11 protein-coding genes are annotated in these 13,344 nt (G+C 32.5%); all 11 read left to right on the top strand.

Annotation, left to right across the window (positions count from 1 at the left end; translation table 11 throughout):
• Window position 1: 1 nt before the first annotated feature.
• Window positions 2-367, top strand: a complete 366-nt coding sequence (locus tag M0P98_04040; protein MCK9266039.1) for a hypothetical protein — start codon at window positions 2-4, stop codon at window positions 365-367.
• Window positions 364-1,758 carry a CCA tRNA nucleotidyltransferase gene (locus M0P98_04035; protein ID MCK9266038.1) on the top strand — a complete coding sequence of 465 codons (1,395 nt, stop codon included), beginning with the start codon at window positions 364-366 and terminating at the stop codon, window positions 1,756-1,758. The genes M0P98_04040 and M0P98_04035 overlap by 4 nt, the downstream gene beginning before the upstream one ends.
• Window positions 1,755-2,243 (top strand): HIT domain-containing protein, encoded by a 489-nt coding sequence (locus tag M0P98_04030; GenBank protein ID MCK9266037.1) that lies wholly within the window; start codon window positions 1,755-1,757, stop codon window positions 2,241-2,243. Before M0P98_04035 ends, M0P98_04030 begins: the two co-directional genes overlap by 4 nt.
• A 264-nt stretch (window positions 2,244-2,507) precedes the next feature.
• On the top strand, window positions 2,508-3,686 hold the full coding sequence (locus M0P98_04025; GenBank protein MCK9266036.1) for an endonuclease Q family protein: 1,179 nt from the start codon (window positions 2,508-2,510) through the stop codon (window positions 3,684-3,686).
• A gap of 1 nt (window position 3,687) precedes the next feature.
• Window positions 3,688-4,758 carry a tetraacyldisaccharide 4'-kinase gene (gene lpxK / locus M0P98_04020; GenBank protein MCK9266035.1) on the top strand — a complete coding sequence of 357 codons (1,071 nt, stop codon included), beginning with the start codon at window positions 3,688-3,690 and terminating at the stop codon, window positions 4,756-4,758.
• A gap of 196 nt (window positions 4,759-4,954) precedes the next feature.
• A complete protein-coding gene (locus M0P98_04015; GenBank protein MCK9266034.1) occupies window positions 4,955-5,890 on the top strand; it encodes an ExsB family transcriptional regulator in 936 nt (311 codons plus the stop codon).
• 58 nt (window positions 5,891-5,948) lie between these two features.
• Window positions 5,949-7,019: a hypothetical protein gene (locus tag M0P98_04010; GenBank protein MCK9266033.1), complete on the top strand. Its 1,071-nt coding sequence runs from the start codon at window positions 5,949-5,951 to the stop codon at window positions 7,017-7,019.
• Complete coding sequence (gene carB / locus M0P98_04005) at window positions 7,009-10,257, top strand: carbamoyl-phosphate synthase large subunit (GenBank protein ID MCK9266032.1); 3,249 nt, start codon at window positions 7,009-7,011, stop codon at window positions 10,255-10,257. The genes M0P98_04010 and carB overlap by 11 nt, the downstream gene beginning before the upstream one ends.
• Window positions 10,258-10,397: 140 nt before the next feature.
• Window positions 10,398-11,156 (top strand): imidazole glycerol phosphate synthase subunit HisF, encoded by a 759-nt coding sequence (hisF, locus tag M0P98_04000; GenBank protein MCK9266031.1) that lies wholly within the window; start codon window positions 10,398-10,400, stop codon window positions 11,154-11,156.
• Window positions 11,157-11,632: 476 nt separating this feature from the next.
• Window positions 11,633-12,706: a mitochondrial fission ELM1 family protein gene (locus M0P98_03995; GenBank protein ID MCK9266030.1), complete on the top strand. Its 1,074-nt coding sequence runs from the start codon at window positions 11,633-11,635 to the stop codon at window positions 12,704-12,706.
• A partial coding sequence (locus M0P98_03990) for a hypothetical protein (protein ID MCK9266029.1) occupies window positions 12,673-13,344 on the top strand: 672 nt, incomplete at its 3' end. The genes M0P98_03995 and M0P98_03990, both read left to right, overlap by 34 nt.

Here is a 13,344-nt window from a genome sequence, read left to right as displayed (position 1 = left end):
TATGGAATGGCAAAAACGAAGAGATGGATATTTAGGAAAAACAATAGTTGATATAAAAACTTTAAGAGTTTTGGATTCTTCTGATAGGGTGAGAAGATTTAGGGTCTGTACTGTTTTTAAGAATTTTGAATCTTTCTCTTCAATGCCCGCACAAGCAAGGCTTTTTAAGTCTGAAAATGGTTTTATAGGTGTTCTTGTGACTGGTAAAAATGAGGGATATGTAAAAGTTGGTAAAAATTTTCTTTTATTACAGGTTATTAAAACAGGGTTGAACTCGCTAAGTAAGAAAGCTTTAAAAGAGTTGCTTAAAAAAAGAAATATAGAACTTACAGATATTGATGGTACAACTGTGGGGTTAGAAAAATGAAAAAAAAGAATTATTCTCCTGAAGACGTTCTTTATAAGATAAAACAATTTGCAAAGAAAAAAAATATACAGGTATTTCTTGTGGGAGGTTATCTGCGTGACAAAATCCTAAAGAAGAAAAATAAAGATATTGATATTGTAATGGAAAATGATGCCCTTGCTTTTTCTAAAGAGTTTGCTTCAGAATATAGATTTCAACCGCCAGTATTTTACGGAAAATTTGGTACCTCAATGATTGAAATAGGAGGAGTGAAAGTTGAATTTGCAACTGCTCGTAAAGAGAGTTACCCTGAAGAGTCTCGAAAACCTTATGTAGATAAAGCGACCATTGAAGAAGATTGTTCACGAAGAGATTTTACTATCAACACCATAATGGAAAATCTTATTACAGGTGAAATTGTTGATATATTTGAAGGGAAACAAGATTTAAAAAACAAGATTGTAAGAACGCCAATTAATCCAAATAAAACTTTTTATGACGACCCTTTAAGAATTCTTAGAGGTATTAGATTTGCCACAAAATTGCGATTTGATATTGAAGAAGAAACTATTGAAGGAATGAAAAAAAATGTTTCGAGACTTAAAATTGTTAGTCAAGAAAGAATAACTGATGAGGTTCTTAAAACCATTGATTCTTACGTTCCTTCTAAAGGGTTTTACCTTATGGAAGAGATAGGAATACTCAATTTGATACTACCAGAGGTAAGTGAACTAAAAAAACAGGTAGCAGAGAATTGTAAAGAACTTTTTCCTCATACTTTAAAGGTAATGGATAATACAAGTAGAAGAACAAGAAATGTTTATTTAAAATTTGCAGCCCTTCTGCACGATATTGGAAAACCAAAAACTTTTAAAGAAGAGAACGGTAAAGTTAGTTTCCACAGGCACGAGTTTGTTGGAGAAAGAATGGCGTATAAGATTTGTAAAAGAATGAAAATTTCTGATGAACATACCCAGTTTATATGTTTTCTTATAAGGCACCATTTGAGACCGCACTTGCTTGCTAAGGAAAATCCTACCGATAGTGCTCTAAGAAGATTTATAAGAGAAATAGGGAAAAACTTTAAACCACTTTTTGTTCTTGCAAAATCAGATATTACAAGCGGTAACCCTGCAAGAGTGGAAGAAGCAATTGCTGGATTAGATTTTATTCAGAAAAGAATGGAAGAGATAAACAAAAAAGATAAATTAACATCTTTCAAACTTGCAATTGATGGGTATAAGGTTATGGAGATTATGGATTTTAGGGAAGGTAGAGAAGTTGGGCTTGTAAAAAACTATCTTGAAGAAATTGTGTTAGATGGTGCACTTGGAAATAGAAAGAGAGAGTTGACTAAATATTTAAAAGAAAATAGAGATATTATATTGGAATCTATTATAGGAAAAAAATGAATAAAAAAATAGTTTGGGCACCTTGGCGGATAGATTATATTACCGCACCAAAAGAAGAGGGTTGTTTTTTATGTAGATATCTTGAAGAAGAGACTAAAGATAAAGAAAATTTTTTGCTCTACAGAGGGAAATCTATGTTTATTACGCTAAACCTTTATCCATACAATAATGGTCATATTTTAATAGCACCTAATAGACATATCAAAGATTTTGAAGAGTTAACATCAGAAGAAGAATCAGAAAGTATGCAACTAATTAAAAAAACCATTAAAATTTTAAAGAAGGTTTTGAAAGCAGAAAGTTTTAATCTTGGTGTTAATATAGGAAAACCAGCAGGAGCAGGACTCGATTCTCACATACATTTTCACATTGTTCCAAGGTGGATAGGCGATACAAACTTTATGCCGGTTGTTGCTGATACTAAAGTAATTTCTCAGTCTTTGAAAGAACTTTACAACCAGTTAAAAAAAGAATTTGAAAGTTAACTTTTTTGCCTTCTCACCTTGAGGATTGTCCCGAGTACCTCCGAGGTTTGCAGAGAGGTTAATGGGATGAGGTATACCCGCCGAAGCCAACCTACGCTACAATACAAGCTTCGGCAGGTATACCTTGGCGTAGGTGGATGAGTCTTTATGCCGACTAAAATAAAACGTGAGACTCAACAATAGTGTATAGGATAAACTCGCCATAAAGTAGCAGTTAATATTCAGAATGTTTGTAAAAACTAAAAAAATTTTAAGGGGTCGGTAGTGTATATAGCAGACTTTCATCTACATTCAAAATATAGTTTAGCTACAAGCAAAGATATGGAATTAGAACAACTTTTGAAATGGGCTAAACTTAAAGGATTAAACCTTCTTGGTTCAGGCGATTTCACCCACCCTTTATGGTATCGTGAACTTAAAGAAAAATTAAAAGAGACCAATAAAGAAGGTATATATAATTATAAAGGGCTCGATTTTATACTTACTACCGAAGTCTCAAATATTTATAAAAAAGACGGAAAAACAAGGAAAATTCATACCATAATTTTTATCTCCAGTTTAGAGAAAGCCTCCATCCTTAACAAAAAATTAAAAAAATTTTCTGAATTAAATAGTAATGGGCGACCAATATTAAATATAGATGTAAAAGAACTTTTAAAAATAGTTAAGAACACCGATGCTCTCGGTTTTATTGTGCCAGCCCATATATGGACTCCTCATTATTCTCTCTTCGGTTCTTTTGATAGCGTAGAAGAGTGTTTTGAAGAGTTATCAGATGAAATTTTTACTCTTGAAACTGGTTTAGGTAGCGACCCTGCTATGAATAAGATGGTCTCAAGTCTTGATAAATATTCGTTTATTTCAAACTCTGATGCTCACTCTCCATATAAGATAGGCCGAGAAGCCAATGTGTTTGACTCACCGTTTTCTTTTAAAGAATTAAAGACTATTTTAAAGTTAAAAGATAAAAAAAGGTTTCTTTTTACAATTGAATATTTTTCCGAACAAGGGAAATATTATTTTGATGGTCATAAAAATTGTGGTATATGTTTACATCCAGAAGAATCTAAAAAACTAAACAATATATGTCCCTTGTGTGGAAAAAAAATTACAATAGGGGTTCTTCACAGAGTTTTAAACCTTGCTGATAGGAAATTGGGCGAGAATAATAGAGGTTTAATACCTTTTAAGAAGACTCTTCCTCTTTTGGATATTGTTGGCTCTTTAGAAAATAAAAACCCAAACACCGTATCCATAATAAGAAAAGTTGAAGATATGTGTACCTCTTTTGAAAGCGAGTTTTCTATTTTACTAAATATACCTATCCAAAACTTAAAAGGAAAAATAGATAATAATATTCTTCAGTTTTTAGATTCACTACGTAAAGGTAAAATCAAAATAATACCTGGTTGTGATGGACAATTTGGAAAATTGGAGACCTAACTTGAAAACAGAAAACAAATATGAAAGGAATGGAGTTGTAAGTTTTTTTCACCATATACTTATTAATAGAAGACGTTCTCTTTTGGTGAAACTTCTTTCTGTATATCTATTACCTTTGTCAATAATATATCTATTTATAATCACCTTAAAAAGGGCAACATCTAAACCAAAAAAATACTCTTTTCCTATTATCAGTGTTGGAAATATTCTTGTAGGGGGAACAGGTAAAACTCCTTTAGTAGCATATCTTTGCAACAAATTTAGATCAAACAATAAAGTTGTATTGATAGTTTCATCGGCAGTTGTGGAATCAACAAAAACAAAGTTTAATATTGATAGAAATGATGAAATAATTATGCTAAGAAACAGGTTCCCTAAAGCTCTTTTTAGTTCAAAAAAAGATATTAGTTTGAGGAATATTGAAAAAAAACCTATTTCAAAAAATTTGGTAGCAATAATAGATGATGGTTTTCAGACCTATAGAATAAAAAAAGATATAGATATAGTTTTAATTGATGCCTCTAACCCTTTTGATAACAGGTTGGTTATACCCTCTGGTTTTTTAAGAGAACCCTTTTATTACGCTAAACGAGCAGATATCTTTGTAATTACACATCCTTATATGGTGTCAAAAGAATGTTTGGCTAATTTGTCAAAAAGACTAAAAAAATTTAATAAACCAGTTTATATAATGGATTACAAAATAAAAGGTTTAAGGAATAGTAAAGATTCCATTGATATTAAAGAAATTGCTGGTAAAAAGATTACTGCAGTTGCAGGGATAGGTAACCCCCTCAACTTTTTTTCACTTTTAAAAAAACTTTCACCTTCCAAAATATATACCCATATCTACCCAGACCATTTTTCTTATACCCAAAAAGATATAGAAAATATTTCAAAAGAATATATTGCAAACAAGGTTGCCTATATCATTACAACAGAAAAAGATTATGTTAAATTAAAGAAAAATCTTGGCAATTTACCAGTATACTATTTAGATATATATAGTGTAATAAATAATTTTTCTGAAGAGTCTGATTTTGACACTTTAATTGATTCTATGTTAAAATAATAGTGTTATTTAGTTGCCTTCAACAAATCTTATCAAATTGCTAAAAAGGTAGTAGTGAATCTTGAATGAAAATCGTTAAAGTTTCAGTTTCAGAAAATTTTTAAGTCAAAAGTTATAGTTATTATATATCGTTTAATAAAAAATAAAATCATCCTTATATTTTATGTAAAACAAAAAAATCAATCAGGAGGGAAATATGGCTTTTGGACCAATAAAATTTGTTAATGACAAAACAAACGAGCTTAAAAAGAAGGTTGGGGATGAAAAAGTTATAGTTGCAACTTCAGGTGGGGTTGATAGTATGGCTTGTGCAATTCTTGCACATAAAGCAATTAGAGAAAATCTAATTGTCTTATACCTTGACAACGGGTTAATGAGAGAAGGAGAGAGCGAAGAAGTTAATGGGTATTTTACTAAATTTGGTATAGAGATGCAAACCTGGGACGTTAAAGAAAGGTTTTTTGAGGCACTAAAAGGCAAGACAGACCCAGAAGAAAAGAGGATATCATTTAGAGATGTATTTTATAGAACTTTAAGACAAGCAATCAAAAGTTATTCAGCTCACTATCTGATTCAAGGTACTATTGCTACAGATATAGTTGAAACTCAGAAAGGTATTAAAACTCAGCACAATGTTCTTTCTCAAATAGGTATTAACCCAGCCAATTACGGGCTTAAAATTCTCGAACCTTTAAAAGAGTTGTATAAACCTCAGGTTAAACTGGTAGCCAAACATCTTGGATTACCAATGAAAGTATATGAGAGAAAACCTTTTCCTGGTCCAGCCTTAGCAACAAGAATTATTGGTGAGGTTGTACCTGAGCGGGTAGAAAAGATTAGGATAGCTACAAAAATTCTTGACGATACAATAAGAGAAAGGAAAGCATTCCAAGTTTTAGCGGTGCTATTTTCAGACAGAGCAACTGGAATGATAGATGGTAAAAGAGTATATGGAGATGTGATTGCTATTAGAGCAGTTGAATCAAAAGATGCTATTACAGCAAAACCGTGTAGAATTTCTTGGACAAGACTTGAAAAAATAAGAGATAGAATACTTGCTGAGGTCCCTGGTGTTGTTAAAGTTTTGTATGATATAACCCCTAAGCCACCAAGCACAATAGAATATATTTAATATACACTTAATTTTTCTTGGTTTTTAATTTAATAAGTAAGCGAGGTTTTTTGAAAAAATGTCATTAAAATTGAAAAGCAGACTAATTTTAGAAACAGGCGAAGAGATTGAGGGTTTCAAGGTTTTAAATGAAGAAAATATTGCGATAGGAAAAGTTGTTTTTGATACAAGAGTTGTTGGGTACGAAAAAATATTGTCTTGTCCTGAGTATAAAGATAAATTAGTATGTTTTTCTTATCCTTTAGTAGGTAATTATGGTATCAATTATGAAGACTTAGAAACTAAAGAAATTTTTCCAAAAGGACTAATTATTTCCGAACTTAGTTCTACTTACAGTAATTATAGGGCTGACTCTTCTTTTTTTGACTTTATCTCAAAAGCAAAAACGTCTATTATCTCCCAGGTAGATACCCAATATATCACAAAAAAAATTAGAGGAGAGAAGAACCTGTGGGGAGCAATCGTTTCTTCAAATGTTGATACTAGCGAAGTTATCTCAGAAATTAAGAGAAAAAAAATAGAATCTCTTAAACTGTTTTCAGGAGCAGATGCTTCAAATGAAATAGTGTCTGATACATTTCAAACAAAAGAAAAAATATCGGTTCTGAATCTTGGCATAAAAAAGAGTGAAATAACCAACCTTCAATCTTCGGGGTATAAAATAAAAATTCTTAATTTAGAAGATGATAATATACTTAAAGAAATAAGTTCATCTCAAGCTCTATACATCACCTCTGGTTCAGAAAACTATTCTATAATGAAAAAGGCTTACAATATAGTCAGAGAAGTAGTAGGCAAACTTCCAATTTTTGGGACAGGGCTTGGGCATCTTATTTTAGGGCAGATTTTAGGTGGCAAAATATTAGAAGATTGTGTCAACCACTACGGTATAAACCTTCCAGTTGTAAACCTTGTAACAGAAAAAAATTTAATTACTGAACAGATGCACAGTTTTGTTTTAGACAAGATGACCATTCCAGAAGAAAAAATTACTTATTTACACCTTAATGATAAAACAATTGAAGGTTTAACCGATAAGCAAAAACAAATAATTTCTGTAAGTTTTATACCTCAAGAAGAAGATTTTCAATCGTTTTTTTCTATTATAAAGGAACAAAATGGCAGGTAGAAAAGATATACATAAAATTATGATAATAGGTTCAGGACCAATAATTATTGGTCAAGCGTGCGAATTTGATTATTCTGGTTCCCAAGCTTGCAAAGCCTTAAAAGAAGAAGGGTATAAGGTTGTTCTTGCTAACAGCAACCCTGCAACTATTATGACAGACCCAGAAATGGCTGATGCTACTTACCTTGAGCCCCTGACAGTTGAAATGCTTATAAAGATTATAGAAATAGAAAGACCAGATGCGATACTTCCAACTATGGGTGGGCAGACAGGATTGAACCTTGCAACTTTTCTTGATAAAGAAGGGGTTTTACGAAAGTATGGTGTTCAGGTTATTGGAGCAGATATTCAAACTATTGCCATTGCTGAAGACCGAGCTCTATTTAAAAGCGCAATGCTTGATCTTGGGTTAAAGGTTCCTGAGAGTGTTCTTACCCGAAGTTTTGCAGAAGGAATGAAGATTTCTGGTAGACTTGGGTTCCCTTTAATACTTAGACCAGCTTTTACGCTCGGTGGCACAGGTGGGTCTATTGTATACAATTTTGAAGAACTTGAAGAAAAACTTGAATATGGACTTGAAGCAAGCCCTATAAGCGAAGTTTTAATTGAACAGTCAGTATTAGGTTGGAAAGAGGTTGAGTTTGAAGTTATGAGGGACCATCTTGACAATGTTATTATGGTAACTTCTATGGAAAACCTTGACCCTATGGGAGTTCATACAGGGGATAGTGTGGTTGTTACACCGGTTCAAACTCTTAGCAGAATAGAGTACGAAAGACTTGTGTCATACTCAAAAAGAATTATAAGAAAGATAGGAGTGGTGGGTGGCGCAAATATTCAATATGCAGTTAACCCTAACAGTGGAGAAGTTTCTGTTATAGAGGTTAATCCGCGAGTATCAAGAAGTTCTGCTCTTGCTTCTAAGGCAACAGGTTTTCCTATAGCAAGAATTGCTTCAAAACTTGCTGTTGGATTCACACTCAAAGAGGTAGAGAACCAACTTGTAGGAAATACGAACTGTTTTTACGAACCAAATATTGATTACTGTGTTTTTAAGGTTGCCAGGTTCACTTTTGAAAAATTTCAGGCAGCAGAGAGGGTTATAGGAACTTCAATGAAAGCTGTTGGTGAGGCTATGTCAATAGGTAGAAATTTTAGAGAGGCTTTACAGAAAGGCATACGTTCTCTTGAAATCGGTAGATTTGGGCTTGGATGTGATGGTAAAGATAGGTGGAATATCCACCATAATTTTACCGATGATGAAAAAGGATATATTAAAAAGAAAATCTCGGTAGCAGACGATGAACGATTGTTCTATTTAAGATATGGTATGTTGGCTGGTTTATCAATAGATGAAATTTATAAATTATCTAAAATTGATAAATGGTTTTTGGAAAATATAAAACAGATAGTAGATCTTGAGCGAGAAATTTCTCATCACAGTAACATTGAAAAGATATCTTTTAATCTTTTAGAGGAAGCAAAAAAATCTGGTTTTTCTGATTTTCAATTGGCAAAAATTTTAAATATAACCGAGGCTGAAGTTCGTAATGAAAGAAAAAAAAGAAATATCACCAATGTCTATAAATTGGTTGATAGTACTGCTGGAGAATATAAAGCAGAAAAACCTTACTATTATTCAACATATGAAAAATATGATGAAGGTAGGTATTCAAAAAATAAAAAAGTTGTTATTCTTGGAGGCGGGCCAAACAGAATAGGTCAAGGTATAGAGTTTGATTACTGTTGTGTACATGCCTCTTTTGCTCTCAGGGAAGAAGGGTTTGAAAGTATAATGGTAAATTGTAATCCAGAAACTGTTAGTACTGACTATGATACTTCTGATAGACTATATTTTGAACCGGTCACTGTTGAAGATGTGATGAATATACTTGATAAAGAAAAACCTGATGGAGTAATCCTTCAGTTCGGCGGGCAGACTCCGTTAAATCTTGCTATTCCGCTACAAGAAGAAGGAGTAAATATTCTTGGCACAACCCCCGAGGCAATTGATATAGCAGAAGATAGAGAAAAATTTAGACAACTTTTAGATAAACTTTCAATAAAACAGACACAGAACGCAACTGCAAGTTCTTTTATAGAAGCAGAAAAGATAGCTGCTCGTATAGGGTATCCTGTCCTTGTTAGACCTTCGTATGTTCTTGGAGGTCGTGCGATGGAGATTGTTTACGACACAGAGGCGCTTGAATCCTTTATGCATAAAGCAACGGCAATATCTCCTGAACACCCTATACTTATAGATAAATTTCTTGAAGACGCAATAGAGGTAGATGTTGACGCTGTTTGTGATGGTAAACTGTGTGTTATTGGCGGAGTTATGGAGCATATAGAAGAAGCTGGTGTTCATTCTGGAGATAGCGCTATGGTGATGCCGCCTTATAGTGTTGATGAAAAAGTTATTGCAGAAATAGAAGAATCTACTAAAAAAATTGCGTTAGACCTTAATATAAAAGGCTTAATAAATATTCAATATGCTGTTAAAAATAGTGAGGTCTATATTCTCGAAGTTAATCCAAGGGCTTCAAGGACAATACCATTCATTAGTAAAGTTATAAATGTTCCTTTAGCAAAAGTTGCAACCAAAATTATGACAGGTAAAACCCTTGAACAGCAGGGATTTACCAAACCAATAAAACCAGAATTTTTTGCTGTAAAAGAGTCTGTTTTTCCTTTTGCAAGATTTCAAGGAATAGATGCAGTTTTAAGTCCTGAGATGAAATCTACTGGCGAAGTTATAGGATTGGATAGAAGTTTTGAAATGGCTTACGCTAAAAGTCAGTTAGCTGCTGGACAAAACTTACCTGTGTCTGGTTCAATTTTTATAAGCGTAAAAGATAAAGATAAACCTCTTGTTCCCGCTATTGTAGTTGGTTTTCAAGAATTGGGATTTGAAATATTTGCCAGTTCAGGAACAGGTAAATATCTTCTTGAAAAAGGAGTAGAGGTTAAAGTTATCCCAAAAGTGTATGAAGGTGAAAGACCTAACATTGTTGATTATATGAAAAATGATAAGATATCTCTTATCATTAATACTCCTTCAGGTAAAAAACCAAAAAGCGATATAATTTCTATTAGAAGTATTGCCGTTAGTAGAAATATCCCTTTAATTACTACTATACCCTGTGCTAAAGCATCCCTCATTGCAATTAAAAAAATTAAAGAGAAGGATATAGGTGTTCAAAGTATTCAGGAATACCACCGTGAACTAAAAAAATAAAAAAAATTGATTAAATCTTATATCCTTTTTACCACGATAACAACTAAATTTTAAAGTGAAGGTGTTATTGATTTTGTGGGTGGGGGAATGGTATATGTAGTAATTAAATGAACTTATTAATCTTACCTAAGGAGGTATTTATGGGCAAAATCAGAATAATCCCTTGTCTTGACATTAAAGATGGAAGGGTTGTAAAGGGTGTGAATTTTGAAAATCTTTCAGAAATTGGTGACCCTATCAAACAGGCTTCTTTTTATAACGAAGAAAAAGCAGACGAACTTGTTCTTCTGGATATATGTGCAACAAAAGAGAAGAGAAAACCAATATTTGATATAGTACGACAAATAAGTGAAAAAATTTCTATCCCTATAATTGTTGGAGGAGGCATTAAAAATGTTAAAGATATAGAAGAACTTTTTAATGCTGGAGCAAGTAAAATTTCTATTAATACATCTGCAATGCAAAATCCATCTTTAATTGAAGATGGCGCAAAAAAATTTGGTAGCGAAAGAATAGTTGTTGCTATAGATGGCAAAAAAACCACTCCAGAAAGGTGGGAAGTTTTTATTGAAGGCGGTAAAACATCTACTGATGTGAATGTTGTAAACTGGGCGAGGGTTGTTGAAAGTCTTGGTGCTGGTGAAATTTTGCTTACCAGTATGGATACAGACGGGACTAAAAAAGGTTACGACATAACAATGACTCAAACCGTATGTGATTCTGTCAACATACCAGTTATAGCTTCAGGTGGAGCAGGGACCCTTGAACATATACATCAGGTTTTAACTGAAGGTAAAGCTTCGGCTGTTCTACTTGCTTCACTTTTGCATTATAAAACCTTAACTATAAAGGAAATTAAAACGTTTCTTCAAGAGAAAGGTATAGAAATTTCGCTATAGCCAAAGGTTAATGGAGAGTATAAGAATAAAGAGGAACAAAAGGCTTGAACCTTTTGTTAACAGCCCGATTCTTGCTTGAGGTGTAGTAGCACCTCGTAATTCGTTCATATCCCATACTTTTTTACTGGAAGAAAAGACAAAGGCAATGATAAAAGCATAAAAGAAAAGCGTATGGGGCGTCTACTCACTCTGCTACTACGGTGCATACACTTCCCCTTTTTTGCCTTCTCCCTTTGGGGATGTTTGGGGTAGTAAGTCAACAAGAGCTTGCATAGAAGTTAATGGGATGAGGCTTGTCCGAGTATCTCCAGGGGTGTTATTGCCAGTGTCGCTTAAAACGAGGGGATTTTTACTTCTCTGTTATAAGATAAGATTTCCCATATTCGCACTGTAATTATACTTATATGGCAATCCAACACTTTGTATGGAAGCATTTTAAACTACAAATTTGAATTAAACAAACATACTTTTTTTCAATGAAAATACTAATACTTGATGATGGATATAAGGGCAATTTTAACCAATCTTTAGGTATTGCTAAATGGTTTCCTAAGGGTCAATTAAATATAATCAATGTTACATTAAAAGGACCTCAGTACAGTTTGTTTGGTAGGAAAGGTAAATCTCCTTTTTCTGTAAAAATAGTTGCTATACTCTCTTTTTTTGGTGCTTGGACACTTGCTAAAAGATGCCTCAGATTTATTTGGGATGAAAGTTACAAGATAGATAAAAAAGAGTTTGACCTAATTATTTCTGCTGGTTCAATGTTGGCTCCAATAAACCTGGTCTTAACAAAAAATCTAAATAGAGCAAAATCGGTAAACATTATGACCCCATCAATGATACGTCTAAAACTTTTTGATTTTCTTGTAATCCCTTACCACGATTATTTAAAATTAAGAAAGAAGAATTTGCAAAATTTGATTGTTACTCTCGGCGCTCCAAACACTCTAACCGATAATCTGCTTTTTTCCAAGAAAGATGAGTATGAGAAAAAATTTAAAGTTGATAAAACAAAAAAAACAATAGGGGTACTAATTGGAGGAGATGACCAGAACTATAAAATTTCATACTCTTATGTCAAAACTCTTACAGATACACTCTTTTCAGAAAAAAACAGATATAATTTTATTTTTACTACTTCGAGAAGGACAGATACAGATGTGGTTCAATTTCTCAAACAACGTTTGTTAGAAGAGCCCTCTGTAATATATTCAGAGTTTCCTGAACATTCAACTCATTCGTTGTACCCCCAAATATTAAGTCTTTGTGATTTTATTATAGTAACAGAAGATAGTGTTAATATGGTTTCAGAAGCGTCTTCTCTTGGAGTTCCTGTTCTTATTATTCAGGTTGAACGAAAAAAGAAGAAAAAACTTATTTTTGATTTTACAATTGAAAAGTTTGTAGAAAAGGGATACTCTGAATATGTTTCCTTAGACAAACTTGGTTCTCTTTATTCCAAACTTAGGTCCACATCACCAATAAATAATAAAAAACTTAGAGAGGCAGAGGAATGTGCTCAAAAAATATTAGAAAAATTGAATTAAAGAAAATTCTTATAATTGGGGCTAAAAAGGCGTCAGATAATCTTTTGCTTACACCCTCTATAAAAAAAATAAGGGAAACATTTCCAAACGCAAAAATAGATATTGTTACATCTGTTTTATCAGAGGAACTTCTTGTTGATAGCACAATATTCGAAGAACAGTTCTTTTACGATAAAGAGAACATCTTTAAGTTTATCAGAAAAGTTCGTGGCATAAGATATGATTTAATAGTTGCTTTTCATTTACCTTTTTTACCATACATACTGAGAGGTAAATATAAACTTTCGTTCTTCCTGAAAAGTTCTTTTTCTGAAAAGGTTTTTACTCACGAAAGCGAACGTATGCTCAATTTTATTGAACCTTTTTTTGGTAAAGAGAATAACATCAAGTTATATTTTAACTCAACAAAAAAAAATAAAGATAAAATAGAAAAACTAATGAAATCTTTTGGAATAAAAAATTCTGATGTGGTAGTAGTCGTTAACCCGGGGAAGTTGGGGACAAGAAAAAACTTTAACGAACAACTTTTTATTGAAATAATCGAAGAACTTTTTAGAATATATGACTTAAAAACAGTTATTGTTGGCACACATTTAAAAGAAAAAGATATTCAAAAAATATTATATACTTTCAAAGGT

The sequence above is a fragment of the bacterium genome (genome assembly GCA_023230585.1).
GTDB lineage: Bacteria > Ratteibacteria > UBA8468 > B48-G9 > JAFGKM01 > JALNXB01.
Note: the sequence above shows the minus strand (reverse complement) of the source record. Positions and strands in the feature narration are given on the sequence as shown.

Coding starts and splice junctions, on each gene's coding strand:
- M0P98_04035 (MCK9266038.1), top strand. CDS start 364: ATGAAAAAAAAGAATTATTCTCCTGAAGACGTTCTTTATAAGATAAAA.
- M0P98_03995 (MCK9266030.1), top strand. CDS start 11,633: ATGAAAATACTAATACTTGATGATGGATATAAGGGCAATTTTAACCAA.
- M0P98_04040 (MCK9266039.1), top strand. CDS start 2: ATGGAATGGCAAAAACGAAGAGATGGATATTTAGGAAAAACAATAGTT.
- M0P98_04010 (MCK9266033.1), top strand. CDS start 5,949: ATGTCATTAAAATTGAAAAGCAGACTAATTTTAGAAACAGGCGAAGAG.
- M0P98_04015 (MCK9266034.1), top strand. CDS start 4,955: ATGGCTTTTGGACCAATAAAATTTGTTAATGACAAAACAAACGAGCTT.
- M0P98_04030 (MCK9266037.1), top strand. CDS start 1,755: ATGAATAAAAAAATAGTTTGGGCACCTTGGCGGATAGATTATATTACC.
- carB (MCK9266032.1), top strand. CDS start 7,009: ATGGCAGGTAGAAAAGATATACATAAAATTATGATAATAGGTTCAGGA.
- hisF (MCK9266031.1), top strand. CDS start 10,398: ATGGGCAAAATCAGAATAATCCCTTGTCTTGACATTAAAGATGGAAGG.